Source organism: Lewinella sp., assembly GCF_050633125.1.
In the GTDB taxonomy this organism is placed as follows: domain Bacteria; phylum Bacteroidota; class Bacteroidia; order Chitinophagales; family Saprospiraceae; genus Lewinella.
Genome location: NZ_JBOEFX010000023.1, coordinates 1 through 23,871 on the forward strand (window position 1 = coordinate 1; position 23,871 = coordinate 23,871).

The 23,871-nt window shown below is 45.5% G+C and carries 15 protein-coding genes and 1 tRNA gene; 8 read left to right on the forward strand and 8 right to left on the reverse strand.

Translation table 11 applies throughout. The annotated features are described in order from the left end of the window. On the reverse strand, positions 1-3,530 hold a 3,530-nt coding region (locus tag ACRBG0_RS07055; RefSeq protein ID WP_431486203.1), incomplete at its 3' end, for a MopE-related protein. A 118-nt stretch (positions 3,531-3,648) separates the two neighbouring features. Between ACRBG0_RS07055 and ACRBG0_RS07060 the strand changes: the two genes are divergently transcribed. Then, positions 3,649-4,215 (forward strand): hypothetical protein, encoded by a 567-nt coding sequence (locus tag ACRBG0_RS07060; protein WP_431486204.1) that lies wholly within the window; start codon positions 3,649-3,651, stop codon positions 4,213-4,215. On the opposite strand, the gene ACRBG0_RS07065 is transcribed toward ACRBG0_RS07060, so the two are convergent. Then, on the reverse strand, positions 4,191-4,868 hold the full coding sequence (locus tag ACRBG0_RS07065; RefSeq protein ID WP_431486205.1) for an alpha/beta hydrolase: 678 nt from the start codon (positions 4,866-4,868) through the stop codon (positions 4,191-4,193). The two genes, ACRBG0_RS07060 and ACRBG0_RS07065, sit on opposite strands and share 25 nt — an antisense overlap. A 176-nt stretch (positions 4,869-5,044) precedes the next feature. Here ACRBG0_RS07065 and ACRBG0_RS07070 point away from each other — a divergent pair. Next, positions 5,045-5,119 (forward strand) — tRNA-Val (locus ACRBG0_RS07070). A gap of 450 nt (positions 5,120-5,569) precedes the next feature. Here ACRBG0_RS07070 and ACRBG0_RS07075 read toward each other — a convergent pair. Continuing rightward, entirely contained in the window at positions 5,570-6,322 is a 753-nt protein-coding gene (locus ACRBG0_RS07075) for a TrmH family RNA methyltransferase (RefSeq protein ID WP_431486206.1), read from the reverse strand. Between ACRBG0_RS07075 and ACRBG0_RS07080 the strand changes: the two genes are divergently transcribed. After that, complete coding sequence (locus ACRBG0_RS07080) at positions 6,321-8,774, forward strand: BamA/TamA family outer membrane protein (RefSeq protein WP_431486207.1); 2,454 nt, start codon at positions 6,321-6,323, stop codon at positions 8,772-8,774. The two genes, ACRBG0_RS07075 and ACRBG0_RS07080, sit on opposite strands and share 2 nt — an antisense overlap. A gap of 164 nt (positions 8,775-8,938) precedes the next feature. Here the strand turns inward: ACRBG0_RS07080 and nth are convergent, their stop codons facing one another. Further along, positions 8,939-9,586: an endonuclease III gene (gene nth, locus ACRBG0_RS07085; RefSeq protein ID WP_431486208.1), complete on the reverse strand. Its 648-nt coding sequence runs from the start codon at positions 9,584-9,586 to the stop codon at positions 8,939-8,941. Then, entirely contained in the window at positions 9,586-10,764 is a 1,179-nt protein-coding gene (locus ACRBG0_RS07090; RefSeq protein ID WP_431486209.1) for an AIR synthase-related protein, read from the reverse strand. The genes nth and ACRBG0_RS07090 overlap by 1 nt, the downstream gene beginning before the upstream one ends. 431 nt (positions 10,765-11,195) lie before the next feature. Here ACRBG0_RS07090 and ACRBG0_RS07095 point away from each other — a divergent pair, with 431 nt between their 5' ends. The 4 genes from ACRBG0_RS07095 to ACRBG0_RS07110 all read left to right on the forward strand — a co-directional run bounded on the left by ACRBG0_RS07095 (position 11,196) and on the right by ACRBG0_RS07110 (position 19,200). Beyond that, positions 11,196-12,578, forward strand: a complete 1,383-nt coding sequence (locus ACRBG0_RS07095) for a peptidoglycan DD-metalloendopeptidase family protein (protein WP_431486210.1) — start codon at positions 11,196-11,198, stop codon at positions 12,576-12,578. 277 nt (positions 12,579-12,855) lie between these two features. Continuing rightward, the gene (locus ACRBG0_RS07100) at positions 12,856-15,267 is read left to right on the forward strand and encodes a CotH kinase family protein (protein ID WP_431486211.1); all 2,412 of its coding nucleotides are present in this window, start codon (positions 12,856-12,858) and stop codon (positions 15,265-15,267) included. Between the two features lie 214 nt (positions 15,268-15,481). Continuing rightward, positions 15,482-17,815: a gliding motility-associated C-terminal domain-containing protein gene (locus ACRBG0_RS07105; RefSeq protein WP_431486212.1), complete on the forward strand. Its 2,334-nt coding sequence runs from the start codon at positions 15,482-15,484 to the stop codon at positions 17,813-17,815. 140 nt (positions 17,816-17,955) lie between these two features. Next, a complete protein-coding gene (locus tag ACRBG0_RS07110) occupies positions 17,956-19,200 on the forward strand; it encodes a cation:proton antiporter (RefSeq protein ID WP_431486213.1) in 1,245 nt (414 codons plus the stop codon). A 302-nt stretch (positions 19,201-19,502) separates the two neighbouring features. On the opposite strand, the gene miaA is transcribed toward ACRBG0_RS07110, so the two are convergent. Continuing rightward, positions 19,503-20,795, reverse strand: coding sequence for a tRNA (adenosine(37)-N6)-dimethylallyltransferase MiaA (gene miaA / locus ACRBG0_RS07115; protein ID WP_431486214.1), 1,293 nt, complete (start codon positions 20,793-20,795; stop codon positions 19,503-19,505). A gap of 1 nt (position 20,796) precedes the next feature. Then, positions 20,797-21,585: a hypothetical protein gene (locus tag ACRBG0_RS07120; RefSeq protein ID WP_431486215.1), complete on the reverse strand. Its 789-nt coding sequence runs from the start codon at positions 21,583-21,585 to the stop codon at positions 20,797-20,799. A 334-nt stretch (positions 21,586-21,919) separates the two neighbouring features. Between ACRBG0_RS07120 and ACRBG0_RS07125 the strand changes: the two genes are divergently transcribed. Continuing rightward, positions 21,920-23,209 carry a 1-acyl-sn-glycerol-3-phosphate acyltransferase gene (locus ACRBG0_RS07125; protein ID WP_431486216.1) on the forward strand — a complete coding sequence of 430 codons (1,290 nt, stop codon included), beginning with the start codon at positions 21,920-21,922 and terminating at the stop codon, positions 23,207-23,209. A gap of 2 nt (positions 23,210-23,211) precedes the next feature. On the opposite strand, the gene ACRBG0_RS07130 is transcribed toward ACRBG0_RS07125, so the two are convergent. After that, the coding region (locus ACRBG0_RS07130) for a class I SAM-dependent methyltransferase (protein WP_431486217.1) at positions 23,212-23,871 on the reverse strand (660 nt) is incomplete at its 5' end.

Consider the following 23,871-nt stretch of genomic DNA (forward strand, 5'->3'; position numbering starts at 1 on the left):
TTATTGGTTACAAAACCATCGCCCCAGAGGTATTGATAAGGAGCTTGCCCGCCAGTGGCTTCCAAGGTCAGAGTACCCGTTTCGTCGCCGCGACAAATTGGCTGTTCCATGTCGGCCAAATTTAGGTTTAAAGGAGCCGGTGCCGTAATGGTAACAACAAGAGAAGTGGTACAATCATTAAAATCGGTCATGGTTACCGAATAGGAAGCCGCTGCCAATCCACTTTGCAATGGAGAAGCACTGCCATTATCCCAGAGGAAACGATAAGGCGGAGTCCCTCCTACGCCTGTCAACTTGACCAATCCATCATCAAGGCCAGGGCAAGAAACATGCTCCAGGCTATCGACAATTATACTCACAGGCTCCGGTCCTGTGAGTTCAATAGTATCTTGTAAAATGCAGCCGTTACCATCTGTAACGGTGAGTAAATAGTTAGCAATACCGAGATTTATCCGTTGTGGAATAATAAAGCCATTATCCCAGAGGTAAGCGTAATTTGCCGTACCTCCATAAGCACTTACTTGTAAATCTCCATCCGTAGCATCAGCACAAGTTGGGCTTGTTGCCCAAACCGACAATTTAAGGCTATCGGGTGCTTCCAAGAGATACGATTCTACTGCGGTACACTCACCATTTGAAATAGTTACGCTGTACTCTCCGGCAGTCAGGTTACTTGCGCAGGCTGTCTCCTGGCCACTTGACCAATTATAAGTTATCGCCCCATTGCCCGTCACATCCAGACAGATTTCGCCATCGTTAAAACCGGCGCAACTTGGTGCTGTTAAGCTCGTTTCTGCCAATTGGAAACCAGGACCTTGAATCCTTAAATTACGGAGCAAAACCTCACATCCATCAGCTGAATTATCGGTAATCGTAACCCGATAAGCATTTTGGGGCAGGTTGAGTATTTTTATCGTGTCCAATACATTTGTTCCGCTGCCACTACCGCCTGTTTCATCTTCCCATTGGTAAGAAAACGGAGGTAAGCCATTCAATGGAACAATTGTGATACTTCCATCTGATCCTTCACAAGTAGATACCGGAGTTGTAAAGGAGCGCAGTGAATCTATGCTATTCGTCGTTTGCAATAAAAATGTATCAAGCACGAAACAACCAGCAGCGTCGGTTACCGTCAGCGCATACGCTTCTAAAGTACCGGCAACGACGGAGGCCATTACAGGCAAACTTGGAGAAGTACGCCCATTGTCCCACAAGTAAGAATAAGGAGATTCTCCTCCCGTAACACTGGTGTGGACAGTGTCTCTTTGTTGCAAACAAAGGGAAAAAGAATCTGCTGGTGAAAAGGCTACCATTGGCGCATCTAGTAACGAGAGGCTCAACTGCCCTTCGTAGGTACAGTTGTCCGGACTAGTGAGGAGATACGTATAATCGGTAGTTGCGTCAACCGTGACCAACGTTGATGAGAGTTCATTTCCCATATTTGCTGGACTCATCGAATGGAAACTCAAGGTAGCTCCTGTAAAGCGATTATCCACAATATCAGCACTGGCCAGATCGAAAGCTACACCTGGACAGGTAGCGGGCACGGTGACGATCTCTCCCTGCGGTGACGGTAGAACGGTAACGGTTGCTTCTCCCAAAACAGGCGTTGTACAGACGAAATTTGTTACCTCGGCATAATAGGTATACACTTGTGGAAAGGCTGTTGTGTTTACTGGCAAAGTGGGTTGGTAAGTATTGCCTACCCATACAAAACCCTGGCTACGATCCGCTGTTTCGTACCAAAGCACCTGAAAATCAGGGTCGGCTATTGCCGAAATAGTAGGCAAAACGCCTGAACATACCGTATCGCTGATCACCATTGGAACCGGTAGAATCGTATCATCATCAATACTATCTGCGTTACAATTCTCATCGATACCATTACAGGGTATTTCCGGGGCGCCGGGATAGGCATCGGGGTTGTCATCGTTACAATCTTGGTTGTTAAAAGCAAAACCATTCGGTGCCTCCTCTAGGCAAGTGTAGATAGGAAGAACTCCTTGTTTTCCGAATCCATCAAAATCCGCATCGACATATAATAAATTGCTGGGAAAGCCCAGTGATTGACTGCCGTGAATTTGGATTTGGTCGACGGCGATATCACCAAAAATGCCGTTGCCTTTAGTGGCTTCCAGACGTAATTGTAGCCCCGCACCGTCAGGGTAATCGCCCAAGCTAATGTAGGCACGCTGCCAGGAGGTATCTTGTTTACCCGAAAGGCTCCATAGCTCTGTCCAGGAAAAACCACCGTCATCAGACGCAGACATTCTCAAAGTCCCCGTATTGAGTCCCGACATGTGATAATTAAAAGAAACATGGCAGCTGTCCGTCCCCATCTTATCTAAAATCAAGCAAGGGCTCTGTAGGTACGCAATCGCACCGGGCGCACACTGCGAGCCATTGGCCTCGAGATAGACATAATTGCCGCCCCCCGTGATATCATCATTAGGGCCCGTGCCTATCAAGGTCGGTGTGGGCCCACTAAAAGAAAGCCAATCCAGATCGTCTCCCTGAACATTCCGCCAAGTGCTATTAAGTTCGCAAACACTCCCACAAAGCGACGCACAATTTGTCGTTCCATCAAAGGTTTCCACTGCAGTAACCGGTGCGGGGTTACAACCCGTTTGAAAGGAGCTAACGCAGGAATTATCAGAAAAAGCAGCCCCCTCATTACAGGAACGCCGTAAGTAAATATCAAAATCAGCTGCCTCTGTTAGCCCCGTAAGGGTAAAAGGTGGGCAATCGACTAAAAAAACTTGACCTTGGCCAGCATTTTCATCAACACCAGGTGTAAACCCGGGAGGGCCAATCTCCACAACTGCGGTGCCGCACAAAGCTGTTGGCTCGTAGGTAAAAGTAGCCGAAGTAGAATCTTGACTTAGCAGGATAACATCTTGAACTGGCAAGCAAGATAAAGGAGCAAAAACAAGTTCAACGTATTGCAAAACACCGGTATCATCATCGAGGTCATCACAGATGAGTAGTTCCCAAGTACCATTGGGATCAGTGAGTTCGTCATTAAAGGCGTACAAATCTTCTGTTGCGCGATAAGGGCCATCTACAAAGGGAGCTTCTCCTTCCTTAATAGGGGTACATGCTCCCAGGCGCAGGATCATTGCACCAGAGCAAGCCACTAGAGTGGTATCTCCTAGATTATTGCCATTGCCCCCAATATTCCCAAATAGCTGAACAACTTGCCCGCCAGGAGAAAGCAAAGCAAAATTCATATCACTGACCCAGCTATGCTCGACAAGAAGCCTGATTTCTTGTAAAAAAACATCTACCCCCAGTGTCGTACCGGGCGCATTGGTCACCTCAATTTCAAAAACATCAGGGTTGTAGAAATTCACATTTTCCGGACAATTGAAGTCCGTCAATGGAATATTGAGTCCGCAATTACTGGGATTACTGAGTACCGCTGTAGGCTGAGCCACCAAAGAAAGAAGCGTGAAGTTCACCCAGAAGAGTAAACAAGCTCGGCGGTAAAACAGGAAGGATTTGAAGAAGTTGCTTTTGGGTAGCATCATAGGATGTTAGGAAGTATTGGACAAAATTAAAATATTTGCAGTTACTTCTGCGATTTTGTCTGCGTCATTAGCTTACATTTCTGCAATTATATTATCAATTTGCTAATATTCTTACCTTATGTCCTTAAGAAATCTAACTTTTCCCGACAACAACCCGCTTTCGGCGATGCCAAAGCAATTCAGTCGGGATATACCGGTCAAAGTGATTAGAGCTTATGCCCAAATCACTTTAAGATCGTTCTATTTCCTCCTTATTAGCACAATTCTGGGTTGCAGCGCTCCGCAGGAGCCTATTTTTAAGCATTTTGCCAATATCAAGACGAGCAATATTTCTACCAAAAAAATCACCATTACCGCCGATGCCTTATTTCATAACCCAAACACTATGGGCGGTGAAGTGACCTCTACGGATATTGAAGTGATCGTCAATGATATTCCTGCTGGGAAAATCAACCAAGATTTGGCGATTCCTGTTCCTGCTGGAGCAGCATTCAGCATTCCACTTACCGTTAACGTTTCTCCAAAGGACATTTACGAAAATGACCGCGGTGGTGCCTTGGGTGGTATTGTCAATGCTGTTCTTAAGAAGAAAGTGGACGTTCACTACAAAGGAACTGTCAAAATGAAGATTGCGGGTTTTCCTTACACCCTAGAAGTAGATTACGAGGAAGAAGTTCGTTTATAGTCAATACCATTCCACCATGCCTTGAGTGCTTTACGATCTACTTTATGCACTCCGGCGTAGGGAACAGGTTGAAATGATAACTTACTATCGCGAAGAATTTGATCCATTAAAACTTTCCGTTTAGGACTGATAAAAGGATCTTTATCGCCGTATGCAAAAAACAATTGCTTGTCTGTGAAGTATTCTAAACAAGGCTCATAGTCCAGGTCTTCTGGCAATTGTCCAGCCCATAGCATCAAATAGTCAAACTTAGGGAAAGACCTCATGATCCAGCGTACCTGTGTAGCAGTACCTTGGCTGAAGCCTAATAAAATGATCTTAGTTTCAGGATGACACTGGGGCACATACAGGGCATAGAGTTGATCTAGCATATTGCAAAAATCAGTGATCTCGTCGAGTCTATCTTCACGCGTCATCCAGGAAGCAACTACCGGTCCATCGAAACCTCCCCAATAAAAGCGGGATAGCCCTTCAGGTGCGATTACAAGCGTTTCTTCATCCGTGACACCAGAAAAGCGATTGACAAAAGTCTTAGCCAATTGGCCATAACCATGTGTTACGAACCATAGTTTTTTAATTTGTGGCCCTGGCTTTCCAAGCATTGCATAATGAGCAGTGCGAGTAACAGGAAGCGCGTGTAAACTTGACTCCATGAATTAGATTAAGTTTTCCTTCCTCCCTGCAATATCAATATGTAACCACATAGAGGTAAGCTATATGTATTGGTTTTGCCAAAAATAGGTAATCTGCCAGGAATTATTGATCTCTTTTTTTACTTATACTTGCTAGATAAAAGAAAAAAATCTACATTTGGCCACTCTTAAAACAAGGGACATTAACTCAGTTGGTTTAGAGTGCCACGTCGACAACGTGGAAGTCAGCAGTTCGAGTCTGCTATGTCCCACTTAATTTGCTCTTGAAGCATTAGCCTAACAGAGCTTCAGATCACTGGTTCAAATCCAGAAACGATCAAAACAAAAGCCACAAATCACTGACTAACAGTTTTTTGTGGCTTTTTATTTACAATACTTAATTGCAAATCTGACCCTCCCTTGTGACAAACAAAGTATTTCTTTTGTTTTGTTTTAAAATAATTTATTTTATTAAAATTCTTTTTTATCTTTACGCTGTATCAGAAGCCTGACAATCTTTTGCTACTCAGCGGTCTTACCCCCTACTGTCACTAGGGAATATCAGCGGATAGTTTTACGCATTGCATGGTCTCTTTCTGTATAGAAAGAGAGGCTCGGAAGCGTGTCCATTACTCTTATTTCGAGGGTGGATGTGTGGTGCAACAGGATCTAAGATCTCCTTAGATTAAGGGTGGGGCCCACCCAAGTGGGCATTTTCTGTCCTACCGTCGTAAAGCTGCGCACAATATTCCCGTTGCTACCCCTGCATTTAATGATTCTGCGCCGCTTCCTTTAGGTGCAGCAATAGCGACCTGCTGATCAACCATTTCCTTTACCTCCTCGCTTACGCCCTGGCCTTCATTGCCAATCACTAAAATTCCTGCTTTAGGAATTTCAACTTTAAAAATATCCTGGCCTCCCATATCCGCTGCCCAAATAGGTAGCGAAGGCGCTGATTTATGAATGTCTTCCAAGCTTTGCTCTATCCACTGCACTCGCAAAAACGCCCCCATTGTTGACTGTAAAACTTTAGCATTGAATAATTCTACCGTGCCGGGGCCAGCAATAACCCTAGGGATGGCAAACCAATCGGCAATACGGAGAATGGTGCCTACATTACCAGGATCTTGTAATCCGTCGAGATAAAGGCTCCAACTATCGGCCCAATCAATACGTTCTTTTGCTACGGGCTGACCGATAACCGCCAAGACTTGGTTAGGACTTGTCAGCTGAGAAATAAGTCGGAGTTCTCCTTCGTTAATAAGCGTGAACGGAATGTGATTCCCTCGTAGTAGGCTTTCATTTTGAGCCAACCATTCCGGCATTGCGTAAACCTCCTGAACAGGATAGTATTGCTGCCGGATCAATTCCCCAACGATCTTATCACCTTCCGCAATAAAATTGTTATACTTTTGTCGAAATTTCTTCCGGTGTAAAGCTTTTAATGTCTTGATGTTATTCTTAGATAAGGCCATGCCGAAAATCGCAGTTTGGACGGTAAAATACGCAATTCCAGTTATCCTCCTACTGGTTTGCTGCTCTAGCTGTAATAGTACCAAGTTTTTGGAACAGAGTGAGTATCTCCTGGATAAAAACCAAGTACTCATCAAAGAAAAGATGGAAGGGCGAAGCGACCTCGCTTATGAGCTTTCTACCTTTTATAGACAAAGCGTCAACTCCAACTTTTTCTTTCTCTTCCCCAGGGAGTATGCCTATCTCAATAATTCTGCGCCAGATGATACTACCGGATGGAAACGCTTTAAGCGAGAAACCATCGGCGAACCTCCTACCATTTATAGCGATAGCCTCACTACCCTCACTGCACAGGATATGCAAACCTACCTGCACTACAAAGGTTACCTACAGGCCCAAGTGATCCCGCAACGATCTCTGCGCAAAAAAAAGATGCAGGTAAGTTATTATGCACTTCCGGGGCCCCGCTATTATATTGACTCCGTAAACTTCCACAGCCCTGATAAGGAAGTAGACCGATTGCTTCAATTGGATAAGGAACAGAGCTACTTCAAAAGTGGTGATCCACTGGATTTGAGCCGATTTAATCAAGAGAAGACCAGGATTACTTCTCACATGCGTAACAATGGGTTTGCCGAATTCTATCAAACCCAAATAGGCGAACTGGAATTAGATACCTTCCAGATGCAGGAAAAGGCCAATGTTTACGTAACCGTTTACCCGCCTTTTGGTGACACCACCCACCAGCAATTTTACATCGGTGAGATTGAAGTCTATCTGGATTTCGCCATAGACAAAAAAAATATCCTCAGCGATACTACCATTGCAGGCTTGCACTTTTTTCTTACCGAAAGAGGTTTCATTGTCAATCCTTCAACGCTAAGGAAAGCTATCTCTTTACGACCAGGAGAACTCTTCAGTCAAGAAAACTACAACCAGACCAATGATCAACTGAGTGAACTCGGAATATTCAGGTTCGTTCGAATCAAGCAAGAGCCCGATCCTATCGATAAAGATGTTATTCATCTTAGTATACAGTTAACGCCAAATTACCTTTTTGAGATCAATACCTCCCTTGAGCTCAACTATACCAATCGGTCTAATGCGCTAAACAACAACCTGATTGGCATGTCGCTCAACCCTGGTGTTGTACACCGCAATTTTCTGGGGGGAGCAGAATTGTTTAGCGCCAACCTGTCTGCGGGGGTAGAAGTCGCACCTCAACGCATTGGAGGCGACGACTTCTGGAACACTGTAGATTTGCGTGCAGATTTTGACCTTACGCTTCCTCAGTTTGTTGATTACCTGGGGCTATGGCGCAGTATTTACCGCATACCCTCTTTTAAAGACAAACGGCTCATTGGCCGTGATTTTTATCGAACACTGCGCAACAAAGCAACAACTCATATTGGAGCCGGTTACGAATACCTCCTCATTTTCAACTGGTACAGTTACGATTTGCTGAATTTGTCTTACGGTTATGAAGTGCAACCTTCCCGGTTTGAGCGGTATTCTATTGATCATTTTGCGATCAACTTTTTGAATCCGAGTACGGATACGCTCTTTGAGTTTCAGCTGAAAGAAAATGGCTTTCTGGAACGTAGTTTCGGACAGCAAGTGTTCATCAGCTTACTCTTCCGGAATTTTGACTTTACCCGGCGCAGCAAAACAACCTTACGCGGTAGAACTACTTACCTGAATGCAAATATTGAAATTGCTGGTGCAGAAGTTTATGGTATCAACCAACTTTACAATGAAATTTCTGGTGAAAATTCTGAGTTCAAACTCGGTAGTGATATTGCAATCAGCCAGTTTGCCCGGAGTGAGCTAGAATTAAGGTACCAGAAACAAGTAACAACTGATCAAGCCTTTGTTGCCCGGTTTAATATCGGCGCAGCTGTACCTTTTGGAGCTTACACCTCAGATGTACCTTATGTAAAACAATACTTTGTAGGCGGGGCCAACAGTATGCGGGCATGGGCACCTCGTGGTTTGGGGCCAGGTGGCTTTCAAGACCCCTTGGCAAATAGTGCCGTAAATAATTTCCGACTCTTTCAAACTGGCGACTTCAAGCTGGAGATGAATATGGAATATCGTTTCCCTATTTTTCTACGCATCAAAGGAGCTATCTTTGCGGATGTGGGCAATGTATGGACTTTTGAGGAAGACCTTGAACGACCTGGCTCTCAGCTCAAATTTGGTGCTGCAACGCCTAATAGTGACAGTGGCCTTTGGTACTACCCTTTCTATAAACAACTGGCTATTGCTGGTGGCATGGGCCTCCGGGTAGACCTTTCTTATTTCATCTTCCGCTTCGATGTGGGGGCAAAATTACGCAATAACGCCCCTTCCTTCCGAGATACAAAAGCACCCGAATCCGCCTGGTGGAACGACTTCCGCGACATCGACACCAATGATTTTGGGTTTAACTTCGGCTTAGGATTTCCGTTTTAGTCCTATTTTAGGCGCGAAAGGCAGCGCCTGTAGCGCGGGGTGCGGAGCAACCGAGGACAATAGGATGGCAGCGGTATGCAATGCGCAGCACTGCATGAGAGCGAACAGCCTGGTGCCGCAGGAACGTTTGCACAGCAACGTGACAGCCGGCATGGCCCAAAAAACTACTTGAACAAGGTCTTACGACCGTACTTGCTACAAATTGGGCATTGGTGAGGATCATGCCCACGAGCCGGACAGTATTCCCTGCCGAAAAAGATGATTTGCAGGTGCAGCTTGTTCCAGGTTTCTCTTGGAAAAAGGCGTTTCAAATCCTTCTCTGTCTTTTCTACATTTTTACCTGTACTCAGGGTCCAACGGTACGCTAGGCGATGAATGTGGGTATCTACCGGAAAAGCGGGCTCGCCAAAGGCTTGTGACATCACGACCGAGGCCGTTTTGTGCCCCACGCCCGGTAGCGTTTCCAGAATAGCCATGTCGGCAGGAACCTGAGCGTCGTATTTATCAACCAGTATATTAGATAAATCGTAAATGGCCTTGGACTTGCGAGGAGACAGGCCACAAGGGCGAATAATTGCCTTGATATCCTCTACCGATTGCTGGGCCATATCCACCGGATTATCCGCTAAGGCAAACAAATCGGGCGTAACCTTATTGACTCGAGCATCGGTACATTGGGCAGAAAGAAGCACCGCCACCAGCAAGGTGTAGGGGTCGGAATGATCCAGAGGAATTGGTGTTTCCTGATACAATTCTTCCAATATTACGGCGATGGCATCGGCTTTCTCCTGTCTACTGATACTTTTGCTCATTATTCGGTGTAACTGAATTTTCCGTAAGGAGAATGAACTTCTACGCTGGCTTCCTCGGCAGCCTCTACCCTACCTACAATTTGCGCGTCGATATTAAAAGACTGCGCGATGTCGATGACGGTTTGAGCGTGTTCTTTTGGCAAGTATACTTCCAGACGATGCCCCATGTTAAAGACCTGATACATCTCTTTCCAGCCAGTACCCGAAGCGCTTTGGATAAGCTCAAACAGCGGAGGAATAGGCAAGAAATTATCCTTAATAATCTTCACCTTGTCTACAAATTTGATCACCTTGGTTTGCCCTCCGCCAGTGCAGTGAATCATGCCATTCATTTTGCCCTGTAACTGGCTGAATAACTGCTTGATCACCGGCAAATAGGTGCGAGTGGGCGAAAGTACCAGCTTGCCAATAGGAATCTCCTGGCCATCAATGGTTATCGTTTCTGTGAGTTTTTTCCCACCAACATAAACGACTTGGTCTGGTAGACTTGGGTCGAAAGTCTCGGGGTAAGTACTCGCATAACCATGGTCGAAAACATCGTGGCGGGCCGAGGTGAGGCCGTTGCTGCCCATACCACCGTTGTAGCTGGTTTCGTAAGTAGCCTGACCGTAAGAAGCCAAGCCAACGATGACATCACCGGGCTGCATATTATTGACCAAGAGGTCTTTACGAGCGACGCGGCCAAAAGCGGTATAGCCAACATCAATGGTACGAACGATATCGCCAACATCGGCAGTTTCGCCACCTGCAAGGTGAAGTTTTACGCCTAGGCGCTCCATCTCATCGGCAAATCGCTGGGTGTATTGAATGATGGTTTTGATCACATCACCGGTCACGAGGCCTTTATTACGACCTATCGTCGAAGAAATGATGATGTCATCAACACAACCAACACAGGCCATATCATCGAGATTCATGACCAGCGCATCCTGAGCGATACCTTCCCAAACAGAGAGGTCACCGGTTTCTTTCCAGTACATGTAAGCCAAACTGGGCTTGGTACCAGCAGTATCCGCGTGCATGAGGTTACAATATTCGGGGTCGCCTGCTGCAAAATCTGGTAAGATTTTACAAAATGCTTTAGGGTACAAGCCCTGGTCAAGCCCTTCGATTGCCGCGTGGACTTCGGATTTCGTTGCGGATACACCGCGCAATTCATACTTAGAAGATTCAGCCATTCTTCGCTTTATTTGCCGCAAAGGTAAGCGTATGTTTTTAAAATTTTATTTGCTGAAAAACAATTCGCTGGACTTTAGTAAAAATGCTTAATCTCCAGCTTAGCCCAAGTAACCAAAAGATTACTTTAAACACCAAAGCCTACACTTCACACATTACCACTGGATATAATCCATAAACAGCCTTAGTATTGCAGCTCCCTAGTGTTGTTTTAATCCGGACCGGCCCCGTTCACTCAGAATGGGGCCTTTTTAGTTAAAAAAGGAAACAAATGGGCGGAATCCCTGATTTTAATCAGGAAAAACAACCTACCTATACCTTCGGCTGTTATATTTGTCTTCTGGTGTAATCGAAAATTAATTCCTCTTGAATTTAGCTTCTGTTACCCGAGAGCTTTGAGAAAACATATATTTAAAGACTGAACCTTCGACTTGTGGACTTTAATGAGTTACCCGCACGCGTAAGTGCCACCCTTAACCGTAACAAACGGATTTTATCTGTACTCTGGTGGCGAAATAAAAGACTAATTACCTGGCTCGGCATTGCTGTCATTGCTACAGGCATGCTGGGAGGCTTCTACTCTCAGCAAGAAGAAGAAATCCAACCTGGAATTGCCTTATCTTCTTTTCCAATTACGATTCCAACGATGGGTTGGGGCTTTGCGCTCGATACCTTACAAGTTGCGAATAATGTAATTGAGGAAGGGCAATCCCTTTCGGATCTCTTAGCACAATACGACATTCCTTCAGACCAGGCTTTACAGCTTATCAATAATGCTGGCGAGGTTTTTGACCTACGTTCTATGCGTGCTGGCAAACCACTTATTGTACTTTCCAAAGATTCAACGCAATCTGCGGATTACCTGATTTACGAACCTTCCATTTATAACTTCATTGTTTTTGATTTAAAAAATGGCCAGCAGGTTTGGAAAACAGACCGTGAGGTAACTACTCAAATTGGCGTAGCCGGAGGTATTATTGAAGGATCACTATGGAATGCCATGGTCGATCGTGGTTATAGCTACGAACTGACCGCCAAAATGGAAGATGCGCTACAGTGGTCAATTGACTTCCACCATTTACAAAAAGACGAAGAGTTTCGCCTGATCTTTGAGCAAGATTTTATCGAAGGAACTCCGGGTGCTGTAGGCAATGTTATTGCCGCGGAATATCGCACTGCTGATACCGTTTTTCACAGTATCTTTTTTGACAATGGCCCTACCGAAGAAACAGGCTATTACGACCTTACCGGTAAGCCCATGAATGCTGGATTCCTGAAAGCGCCAGTACAATATGCACGTATTTCTTCCTACTACAACCTGAATCGTCTGCACCCTGTGCTAAAATATCGTCGCCCACATTTTGGCACAGATTACGCTGCACCTTATGGTACGCCAATCATTGCTGTAGGTAATGGTGTAGTGACCCGCGCTGGTTACACCAAAGGCAATGGCAACTTTGTAAAAATCAGACACAACGACGTACACGAAACCCAATACTTGCACATGCAAAAATTTGCAGCAGGTATTAAAGTAGGCACCCAGGTACACCAAGGTCAAGTCATTGGCTACGTTGGTTCTACTGGCTTAGCAACCGGCCCACACGTATGTTTCCGCTTTTGGCAAAACGGCAAACAGGTCAATCACCTGAAGCTGAAATTCCCTCCTGCTAAGCCGCTTAATGATACCTTGATGCCGCTGTTCGTTGCAGTAAGAGATCAGTATGTTCCACAATTGGAGGAGATTAAACCAGTCAAACTGGAAAGAGTCGAAGAAACAAGTACAGAGGCTGCCTCAATAGAATCTGATACGCCTTAGCGTCCATTCAAGAAATCTTATTTTAAGGTGCAAACGCGTTTTGAGGATTAAATCTTCAAAACGCGTTTGTGTTTTCTCCACACAAGTAATTAATAAATGCTTGTCTGGGTAGGTCTTTTGTTCTTTAGAATGTCTTTATGAAGCAGTCTAAGTTATTTCAACAAACGAACTAGTCTGCCCCAAATTATCCTCATTTCAGGGATGAAGAAATAAATAACCTACACTCTTTGCGTAGATTATTTTTTCACGAACTCCCTTAATAAAAAAACAACGTGGCATGAAAAGAATGATTACTAAGGCAAATCTGTTAACAACGCCATTACAAATAGCAACTAAGGCCTTTCTTCTGTCCATCTTGGCTTGTTTTACTGTTCTTGAATCAAACGCCCAAGACTTGCCCGACGAGTGGGTAATCTCCCCTGATGGACGAATGCTGACCGTAGGTGGCCAGAATGATGAAGGTTTTTACAGCCAATATGAAATTCACGACGTCCAACTTGAATTCCCTCAGACGAATTGGTGGACACTCCTTGAGGACAACTATGATTCAGGGACCGATATACTGGCTACCTGCTGGATAAATGGTGTCCAATACGATAGTGTAGGTGTACGCTTTAAAGGAGCTACCTCCTATTTCCAGAATAATACGGAGAAAAAGTCTTTCAATATCACACTCGACTATCTTATCGACGGGCAAGATATTGAAGGCTACAATACCTTCAACCTCAATTGCGGCTGGCAGGACAATTCTTCGATGAGAGAAGTGCTCTACAACAACATTGGTCAAAACTATTACATGGGCTTGAAATCGAATTACGTCAACCTCACGCTCAATGGAGAAAACTGGGGCCCGTATCAAAGTGTCCAGCAATTCGATTCAGACTATATCAAGGAGTGGTACCTAAGCAATGACGGCACCATCTGGAGAGCAGAAAGAACATCTGGTGGCGGGCCCGGTGGTGGTGGAATGTTTGGTGTAGGAAGATCTACCCTCAATTACAATGGCCCAGACAGTACAGACTACAATACCGATTACACCCTCAAACGGACAGAGCAAGATGATCCTTGGGCCGGCCTGATTGCCGCCTGTGACGTGCTCAACAATGAACCTTTGTCGACTTTAGAAGAGGAACTCAACGAAGTACTTGATATAGACAAAGCGTGCTGGTTTTTGGCCCACGAGAACGTATTTGCAGACGATGATAGCTATATCAATAAAGGCGGCAGTGATTATTACGTGTACTACGAAGCAGAGACCGGTAGAATTGTGCCTATGGAATACGATGGCAACAGTGTGCTGCGGGGGAACAATCACTTAAACTGGGATCTCTTTTATCATGAAAATGATACTGATTTCCCGCTCTTGAATCGCATGTTGGCGGTGCCTTCTATCCGGCAGCGTTATTTGGCTCACGTTAGAGTAATTCTCGAAGACTATTTCAATTCGAGTTATGCCAATCCAAAGATCGATGCTTGGGTAGATCTGATCGATGCTTATGTTCAGGCAGACCCAAAGAAATTTTACAGCTACAATCAATTTCAAAATGCTGTTGTTGCCCTGAAACAAACCATCGTTACTCGCAGAAATGTGATTATGAATAACGCTGAGATGAACAATGTAGCGTCGCTGAATGTGAGCGACGTTTCCTATACCGTAAACGGTGAGCAGTGGCTATCTCCTACCTCATCAGATGAAGTGAATGTGGTTACGCAAGTTGATGGCAGCGTTGGTATTGCTGCTGTCTGGCTTTACTACAGCGAAGGGTTCACAGGGCCATTTTCTAAAATAGAGATGTACGATGATGGCTTGCACAATGATGGTGCTGCGCTTGATGGACAATTTGGTGCTGCTATTCCTCCTTTAACTTCAGGGGCCTATGTACGCTACTATGTTGAAGCAATAGCCGACAATTCAGCAGCTACGGCAACTTACGAACCTAAAGGTGCTGAACATGATGTATTCCTCTATCAAATCCAGGTACAGACGGCCGCAGGTGAGTCTGTAGTTATCAATGAACTCATGGCCGACAATGAAGCCGCTGTAACAGACGCTTTTGGGGAATTTGACGACTGGATAGAACTATATAATGTCACATCCGCCTCTGTTGATCTGAGTGGTTGGACGATGACTGATGACGTTAATGACTTGGGGAAATTCACAATTCCTACAGGAACAGTGCTGGAACCAGATTCGTATTTGGTCATTTGGGCCGACGACGATGAAGAGCAAGGGCCGCTTCACGCGAATTTCAAATTATCCGCAAGTGGAGAAACCCTCTACTTGCATAACGCCGCCCAAGAATTGGTAGATATTGTCGAATGGACACTTGCCACAGAAGACCTCAGCTATGCCCGAATACCTAATGGTACCGGCTCTTTTGTAGATCAGCAGCACACCATTGGAGGAAACAATGAAATGATCAGCGGTATTTCAGAAGCAACGCAAGCTTTAAAAATCTACGTTTATCCCAACCCTGCTTCTGACTATATCACACTTGCTGCCGCAGGCCCTAACTTGGATATCTCTAATTTAGAAGTTGTGAATTTACTCGGAGAGGTGGTCTATTCTAACAACGAAGACTTGTCTTTAAACACCACTATTCTTATCGACAACTTCACGCCAGGTTTGTACTTCCTTCGGCTTGAAGTGGAAGGTGTAATGATTACGAAAAAATTCATCAAAAAGTAAGCTCGATTTTACGCCCGCAAAGGGCATCAATTGGCTTGGTTCATCTCCAGGGTCTTATTCTATTCAAGGCCCTGGAGGTGGACAATGTCGCATACCTGATAAAGTCAAGTAAGAGCGGGTTTGTAAGGACTGTTTATTCATAAACCTTCTTACATTTATCGTCCCCTCCTCACCTCCTATTCCGAGAATAAAACACGGAGCAACTTCAAGAATAATGCAGCGATTTCTATTTACTACCCTCCTTTTTCTTTTGTGCCAAATGAATTACGCTCAGCCTGACCCTTGTGGTGCAGATCCAGCAATGACTCCCACCTGTTTGGAGGCTTGTGTGATTTGTGATATTGATGGTTTTACAGGAAGAAATACTTCAACAATTTCGGGACAAGGCTTTTCCGGTTTTTGTACTACGCAATACAACAGAATGGCCTACATCGCCTTTATTGCGGGCACAGAAGACCTGGAAATTGAGTTTTCGGTATCCAACTGTACCATTAACTGGGGATTGGAAGTAGGAATCTTCGAAAGCTTTGATTGTGAAACTTTTAGCCCCGTAACAATTTGTGATACGGACGTAGAACCGAATACCACCATTACCCTGAGTAACACCGTACCATTGGTGGTTGGACAACATTATTACCTTGTAATGGATGGTTCTAATAACGATGAGTGTGATTGGACTTTCAGTGTCGTTAGTGGAAGCACTGCCGTAGGCAACCTGACCACATCAGGCGTAATCAGTGGAAATAGATCAACCTGCCCAGACCTGCCTACGAGTTACTCCACTACAGGCGATGTAGGCGCTGCACTTTTTTATTGGACTGTAGATGGCGCTGCCCAGGCAGCAACGACTTCAACCTTAGATTTGACCTTCCCCGCGGATGGTACCTACGAATTGTGTGTGACGGCTGCCAACGTTTGTGACGAAGCGCCTCCCACTTGTACTACCATTGAGGTAACTACGCCAGAAACATTGTTTTTAGTAGAAACCATTTGTGACAATGATTGCTACGATGTGGCTGGGCAAACGATTTGTGAATCTGGAAACTATGACTTTGTCGTCACGCTCCCTAATGGTTGTGACAGCTTGATTTTTCTTGACCTGACTGTTTTGCCACAGGCACAGGAAGTGGTGGATATCAATCTTTGTGTCGGGGAAGAATTCTTTATTGGGCCAACCCCCTATTCTACTACGGGCATTTTTGTAGATACCATTCAAACCGCGGCATCGTGTGACAGTATTGTTACCCTCGATTTATTTATGGTTGAGTGTGAAATTATTGGTTCTACTGACTTTGTTTCTCCTGTTTGTAATGGTGACGCCAATGGTTTTCTAATTTTCTCTGTTGAAAACGGAACGCCACCTTTTACTTATGTCTGGGAGCATATCACCAACACCGCAATCAACGGGGCAGGAAGCACCCCTTTGTTTGCCAACAACCAAATTCCGAATGTGCCTGCTGGCATCTATGAAATCAACATCATGGATAATTTTGGAAACAACGTGGTCCTTTTTCAGGAAGTCACTGAACCTTCGGTGTTGAGAGTGACAGCCGACGCCATTGATATTGATGGCTTTGACCTGAGCTGTAATGGTGGCATGGACGGTACTGCCTTAGCCACAGGCACCGGCGGCGTACTCCCCTACTCTTTTGAGTGGAGTGACCTTCAAACCGGCATTCAAGCCAATAACCTAGCCGCTGGATTTTATAGCGTCAGTATCACCGATGCCAATGGGTGTGTGCAAAGTAACAGTATTACCTTGACCGAACCCACGCCTATCCAGTTCATCGTTGACTATATCGACCCAAACTGTGATGGTTTTGAAACCGGCATCATTCAGCTAGATTCCGTTTGGGGAGGAACAGCGCCTTACACTTTTGCGCTAGACAATAATTCATTTAGTACGACGACCGCCTATCAGAATTTAGGTGCAGGCACTTATGACTTTATCATCAACGACGACAACGACTGTCAAAGGGATACCTCTGGCAACTTGTTGGCACCAGATATTCCAATCCTTTTTATGGGAGAAGATCTTGTCGTTGACTTGGGCTGTGACGTTTTAATTCCCGTACAAACCAACAACACTAACCTTGTAGATATCCAGTGGGCTAGTTTTGACAATACCTTGAGTTGCGACACTTGTCTTCGGCCTTATGCCAACCCCGTAAATGATGCCACTTATTTATTGACGGTCACCTCCGTAGATGACTGTACGACAAGTGATGCTATCAATGTTTTTGTCAATAAAGTTCGTGATGTATTTATTCCAAACATCTTCTCGCCGAATAACGATGGCGTGAATGACAACTTCTTTATCAACGCCAACAAGTCTGTTTCACTGATCAGAAATATGAGGGTATTTAATCGCTGGGGCGCCGTTGTTTTTGAACGAGCCAATCTACTTCCAAATGACAGCAGTGGCGGATGGAATGGCCTCTTCAAAGGAGAAATAGCAAACCCTGGCGTCTATGTGTGGACGGCTGAGATTGAATACTTGGATGGTGAGGTAATACAGCTTTCCGGGGATATTATGCTCGTCCTCTAAGCACTTATCTTTCCCTGCTGACAAGGTCAAAAGAGGGGCAGTCGTTTTAAAAAATCAGCTGTCATCATAAAAGAAGATATCTTAGCAGCGTTTTTGAGAAAGGGAAAAGCCATACCAGTACCATACAACAACTCCATCCAATGAACTATTACATCATCATCTCTGGCCTAGTCTTTTTAGCCGCAATCTTCGGCTACATCAACGTCCGATTCTTCAAGCTACCTACGACCATAGGCTTGATGTTGATTACTATTCTATACACTTTCGGGGTTTTGGGGCTCAGCTTTTTTGACGATACCCTCTTGCAGGCAGAAGCGAAACTGATCCGGCAAATCGACTTCGAGACGGTTTTGATGGACTATATGTTGAGCTTTTTATTGTTCGCCGGAGCTTTGCACACCAATTTCCAGGAACTTAAAGCACAGCGTTGGCCCATTATCGCATTTGCCACTATCGGCGTCGTGGTTTCCACCTTTCTCATTGGCACAGCCACCTTTTATTTGATGCAACTACTAGGCTTGCAAATAGACTATATCTACTGCTTGCTCTTTGGTGCCATCATTTCACCTACCGACCCAATTGCCGTACTAGGCATCCTGAAAAAAGCAAATGCGCCCAAAAAACTGGAGATCAAAATTGTAGGAGAATCACTCTTTAATGATGGCGTCGGCGTCGTTTTATTCCTGACCTTATTTGCCATTGCATCTACCAAAGGCGAAGCCATCAACCCCATGGAAATTGCCAAATTGTTCGGCCTGGAAGTATTCGGCGGATTACTCCTAGGCCTATTCCTCGGGTGGGGCACCTTCAAATTAATGAAATCCATCGACGATTTTAGCATTGAGGTCATCATTACCTTGGCAGCAGTAATGGGAGGAACAGTAATCGCTCACGAGCTACACGTGTCTGCCCCCTTGGCGATGGTAGTCGCAGGTTTGCTCATTGGCCACGACCGGGTACGGGGTTCCGCTATGTCTGAAACCACCGAAATTTATGTTGACAAATTCTGGGAACTAATCGATATTTTACTGAATGCAGTCCTGTTTGTACTAATCGGTATGGAAATGCTGATATTAACTTACGAAACCAGTTATCTATTGGCTGGTTTATTGGCCATCCCCATTATCCTCGCATGTCGTTACGCATCACTCTGGCTCCCCGTCAAGGTTTTCGAGAAGAAGCTGGATTTCGTTCCACACACCACTAAGATCATGACCTGGGGCGGTTTACGCGGCGGAATTTCCATCGCCCTCGCGCTCAGTCTTTCCGCGGAAATGAACCGGGAGATGTTTTTAGTAATGACTTATATTGTTGTCGTGTTTTCCATTTTAGTCCAAGGGCTTACGATTGAGAAGGTCATCAACAGGTTCTTACCCAAGGGCTAAAAACCCTGCTTATTGTTTAGGTTTTGGGGCCATGCCATCTCCCGTCCCGACTAGAAAAGTCGGGACGGGATTGGCACCGGGCTGTCTGGTCGCTATCGCTTCCGGCCATCCCTTGTCCTGCTCCTCCGTCCGCCGAGCTTCAGGCGCTGCCTTCCGCACTACTACAAACGGGCCACAGCCCGCCCATGTATCCCGCTGACGGGGTCGGCTCGCAGAGACGGGGGTGGTGCACTACTTGGTTCGAGAAGGGTATATCCCCGCTGGAGGGGTCAACTCGTAGCGTTGAGGGGTGGGTTAAAAACTCAAAATGCCTGTTCACTCCGCTCCCATTGCCAATAATCACCATGCGCTAGTTTGTCTTTTAAGGCAACAGGCAAAATTTCGTTTGCTACCACAGCCCAGCCATTAGCCAACAAAAAATCGGCTGACAAATAACCAGCTTGCAGGTAAACTACCGCTTTTTCACTCCGATGACAAGCCTCGTGCAAAAGCAAGGTTTTAGCCAAATGAGAGGTAGCCTCTCCAAACCAGCACTTGATAAAGGCGAAATCTTTTAATACATATAAGTCAGCAACTCCCACTACTTCTTCCTTGTCCATTGATTTTAACCCAAGGCGCTTTTGATCTTCTCTTTTATTGAGAAAATGCTCCTCTTCCTTTGGCAAAGCAGTAAATGCAAAGCCTTCCTGGGTTATCAACTGAATATAAGTCAAAGCTGTACGCAAATCGCCCTGAGGAACCTGCTTCCAATAACCATCCCTCCTGTTCCACGTCAACTGGCGTTTGGCATAACGCCGGCTGTTTTGCTGAATAAGTGCTATGACCTCCTTCTTGCTAACACTTCCTTCAAAATAGGGCCACCATTCCTGATAACCGACCGTTTGCAATGCCGGAAGCTCACGCCAATCCATAAGCTGGCGTACCTCTGTCTCTAAACCTTGCTCCACCATTTGTTCAACCCGCAAATTAATGCGCTCATACAAGGTTTCACGTGGCCAGGAAGGCTGTAGATAAATAGGAATAAATGGTTGTTCACGGTCTTGCCCTGCTCTAAACCCAGAATAGGGCTTTCCTGATGACCAACACACCTCAAGCGCACGTTGCAGGCGAACAGGATTCTGTAAATCTACTTCCTCGTAATAATCAGGATCGGCCTCCGCCAATGCCCTCTGCAAGCCAGTTAAACCCTCTGATTCAAACAGTTCTCCTACCCTTTCTTTGGTCTTTTTTGATACTTCAGGAAACTCATCTAAACCCTCTGTCAAGGCACGAATAAAAAGGCCAGAACCACCAACCAGTACAGCATAGTCACTGGTTTCGTAACACTTGGCTAAAATACCCTGCGCTTCTCGCGCAAAAGCACCAGCACTCAAACTGTCCGTCAATGAGCGATCTGCGATAAGGTGATGCTTAGCTTGAGACAACTCTCCCTCCTCTGGGCGGGCATTGCCTATCTTCATTTCTTGATAGAATTGGCGACTATCTGCTGAAATAATCTCGGTAGAAAAATGCTTAGCCAAGGCAATTGCCAGACTTGTTTTCCCCGAAGCGGTAGGGCCTCCCACGACCAGAAGGTATTTTTTATTCACAGCCATATCAGGAAGTACCTTGTGTCTTCAGTTTTTCAAAAAATGGCCGCAAGTTTTTGGCTACATCTACCCAGGCACTGTTGGCATTGGACCACTGGCTTACAAATTGCCCATCAGCCGGAAGGCCCTTGATGTCTTTGCGAAAAGGGGTGCCCTGCACTTCAATCTCTTCTACCCTGATTGGAATTAGCTTGCCTGCCACGAAAGCCTGCTCGGCGAGTTGATACAAGGGAAAAGTAAGCATATTGGGGCTTACCAGCGACAAAACCACCTGGGCAGCATCTACCAATAACCCCTGGTACTCAACGGTATCCGCAGCAGCAAGCGGCACCGCGTGGTGAATATCTACAAACTGTAGGGCTTTATCCTGTAAGGAAAGAAAAAGGTGCTTCTTCAATTGTTCCAATACCGCTTGATCTTCGGTAGCATAAAGGATCAAGATTTGCGGCTTCCCGCCATAATCAGGCAAAGAAGAGGCTATATCATCCTCGTCATCACCCCAGGAACCTTCTTCTAGCTCTTTTCCAATCCTCGTTTTCAAGTCTTTCAAAAAAGTAAGGAGTTGCTTGGTGATCGTCGCACGTTCAATGCGCAGTTCTTCCTGACTAATGAGTGCTTCCATCTGTTGCCGCTCCGCCATATTGAAGCGAGAGAGCATTTGTACCAATGCTCCATCTGGATCAGGTAACAAATTGGAGACCTGCGCAAAACTCAGTGCTTTTTTCAGCGATCCAGCAATGATCTTTTTCTCAATCTGCACGATGTGCTGCAAGCGTTGCTCTAAGGTGTCTTTCATGGGCACAATTTACCGATATCCTCCGAGAATGGGTAAATAATCCCCTTGGAAAGCTTCCGTAAAGAACAGCACAAAAATAATTTGAGTCATCGTTTTTCAAAAAGCTGGTTAAGCGGTTCACTTTAAGCGTGTCGACTATTTGGAAAACCACAGGGATGACTCAATTTATTTTTTGCGCAATACAAAGAAGAGAAGGAAGAGATTTTTGGTATTTTTGTCCCGTTGGCTGAAATAGGAGTGTATTTCAAATACAGGAAAACACAAGCAATTGCGTACGGCCAATGTTTGATTCTCCTACAAACACCATCAACTACACAACAACCGCTATTCATTTATGCTATATGCAGCAGTACGCCCACTGGCGACAATAGGTCTCAAATATTACTTTCGGCGCATTGATCTTGCCAATGCAGATCGAATTCCTGAGAACGCGGCAGTCATCATTGCTGCCAACCACCCCACTACCTTTATTGAGCCTTGTATTCTGGCCTGTTTCCTCGAAACGCCACTGCACTTTATGGCCCGTGGGGATTTTTTCAAAAACAGTATCGCTGCAAAATTATTGAGAGGTGTACACATCATCCCCGTTTTTCGATTGCGGGATGGTGGCTTTAGTGGCCTAAAAAACAATTACGAGTCTTTTGGCAAAGCTTTTCAAGTACTGGCACAGAAAAAAACATTGATGATTCTGGCCGAAGGGCGCTGTATTCACGAAAAGCGGCTACGCCCTATCCGAAAAGGAACCGCCAGAATTGCGCTTGGAGCACTTGACACAACTGAACTTGACGAAGTCTACATCGTACCCGTAGGCGTGAATTTCACCTACGCTGATCGCCTTCGATCTGACGTGATGATCAACTGTGGTGAACCCATCAAAGCCAGCGTTTACCTCAAAGATTACCAAGAGAACGCTACGCCTGCCATCAACGAGCTGACCGAAGAGCTGCGGCAGCGGCTGAGCGATGAAGTGGTGATCATCGATAAAATTGAAGATGAGCCGCTCGTAGAGAACGTATTGAGGCTCTACCGAACAGAGCACCCTCAAGTCGTCGACAAGTTTCTGCGCCCCACACAGGAACAGCTGCGGGGAGAAAAGCGTATTTCAACAGCAATCAATGCGCTTTCAGATAATGAAAAGCAGTTATTAGCTAGAGATACACACGATTACTTTAGTCGCCTCGAACGCATGCAAATCGACGATGCAGCCCTCCGTGGCCACTACCGTAAAGAACAAAAACAAACGGGCCGTATCCTTCTGGGCCTTCTTCCTACATTACTCCTGTTTATCTGGCATCTTCCACCAGTACTACTGGTGCAATGGCTGGCTGGCACTAAGATAAAAACCGTGGAATTTTCCGGCCCGGTGCGCTGGGCAGGGCTTATGGTTGTTTATCTTATTTATATCCTTTTATGGGTAATTGCTGCCTTGATTGCCGGCAGTTGGTGGCCTGTAGCAATTGCCGGCCTTGGCTTCTTATCCGCGTCTTGGATTATTAAATTCACCGAACGCACCCAACGCTGGCTATTGGCATGGAGAGCTAAGCGACAAACCGACCACGAACGGAGCTATCTTAAGAAGTTAAGAGCTGGAATTATCGAACAGGTAAGTGTTTTTTGGGAGTAGTACTATTTTCGCCGCACTACCAGCATCAAACGAGCCGTCTTAGGTACGATGACATTCGCTACGCGATCAATAATACGCCAAACAGCGAAAGGCAAATGCTTCAACAAGATGTGCGTACGGGCATGCAACAGCACTTTGTTCATAAAAGTACGGGTCGTTGCACCCGCCCTCAAGGGAACGGGCAACAATTCCCTGATCGATGCTTCCGTAAAGGAATGTAAATGCGCGTGATGCGGTGTTGGCTGATTGCAATGAATACAAAGGCTATACGCCAACTTCTCCGCATGAGGCGTGGTGACCACAAGTACACCATCCGCTGTAAGTGCCGGCAACAAACTTCTTAGAAACATAGCAGGGTCTGCCACATGCTCAATGATTTCACTTGCGACAATCAGATCAAAAGTGTTTTCCTGAAAAGGCAAATGAAAAACATCTGCTACCACACCATAATGACCACTAAAAGGATAGTTGCCCACCGCTTTTTCCGGATTCACCGTGGAAATATCCATTGAGTAAACCTCTGCTCCCTTGTTGGCAAAATAAGCTGCTACCCAGGCTGAACCACAACCTACATCCAGTACCCGGCTTACCTTTCGCGGCGCTTGTGCCAGAATCATTTCGTGGAGACGCTCATTCTCATGCACCGCTGCGGGGTCTTCCCA

Excerpts from the sequence above, each read along its gene's own strand:
- ACRBG0_RS07105 (WP_431486212.1), top strand. The coding sequence starts at position 15,482 with ATGCAGCGATTTCTATTTACTACCCTCCTTTTTCTTTTGTGCCAAATG.
- ACRBG0_RS07080 (WP_431486207.1), top strand. The coding sequence starts at position 6,321 with ATGCCGAAAATCGCAGTTTGGACGGTAAAATACGCAATTCCAGTTATC.
- ACRBG0_RS07065 (WP_431486205.1), bottom strand. The coding sequence starts at position 4,868 with ATGGAGTCAAGTTTACACGCGCTTCCTGTTACTCGCACTGCTCATTAT.
- ACRBG0_RS07110 (WP_431486213.1), top strand. The coding sequence starts at position 17,956 with ATGAACTATTACATCATCATCTCTGGCCTAGTCTTTTTAGCCGCAATC.
- ACRBG0_RS07120 (WP_431486215.1), bottom strand. The coding sequence starts at position 21,585 with ATGAAAGACACCTTAGAGCAACGCTTGCAGCACATCGTGCAGATTGAG.
- miaA (WP_431486214.1), bottom strand. The coding sequence starts at position 20,795 with ATGGCTGTGAATAAAAAATACCTTCTGGTCGTGGGAGGCCCTACCGCT.
- nth (WP_431486208.1), bottom strand. The coding sequence starts at position 9,586 with ATGAGCAAAAGTATCAGTAGACAGGAGAAAGCCGATGCCATCGCCGTA.
- ACRBG0_RS07060 (WP_431486204.1), top strand. The coding sequence starts at position 3,649 with ATGTCCTTAAGAAATCTAACTTTTCCCGACAACAACCCGCTTTCGGCG.
- ACRBG0_RS07090 (WP_431486209.1), bottom strand. The coding sequence starts at position 10,764 with ATGGCTGAATCTTCTAAGTATGAATTGCGCGGTGTATCCGCAACGAAA.
- ACRBG0_RS07075 (WP_431486206.1), bottom strand. The coding sequence starts at position 6,322 with ATGGCCTTATCTAAGAATAACATCAAGACATTAAAAGCTTTACACCGG.
- ACRBG0_RS07100 (WP_431486211.1), top strand. The coding sequence starts at position 12,856 with ATGAAAAGAATGATTACTAAGGCAAATCTGTTAACAACGCCATTACAA.
- ACRBG0_RS07125 (WP_431486216.1), top strand. The coding sequence starts at position 21,920 with ATGCTATATGCAGCAGTACGCCCACTGGCGACAATAGGTCTCAAATAT.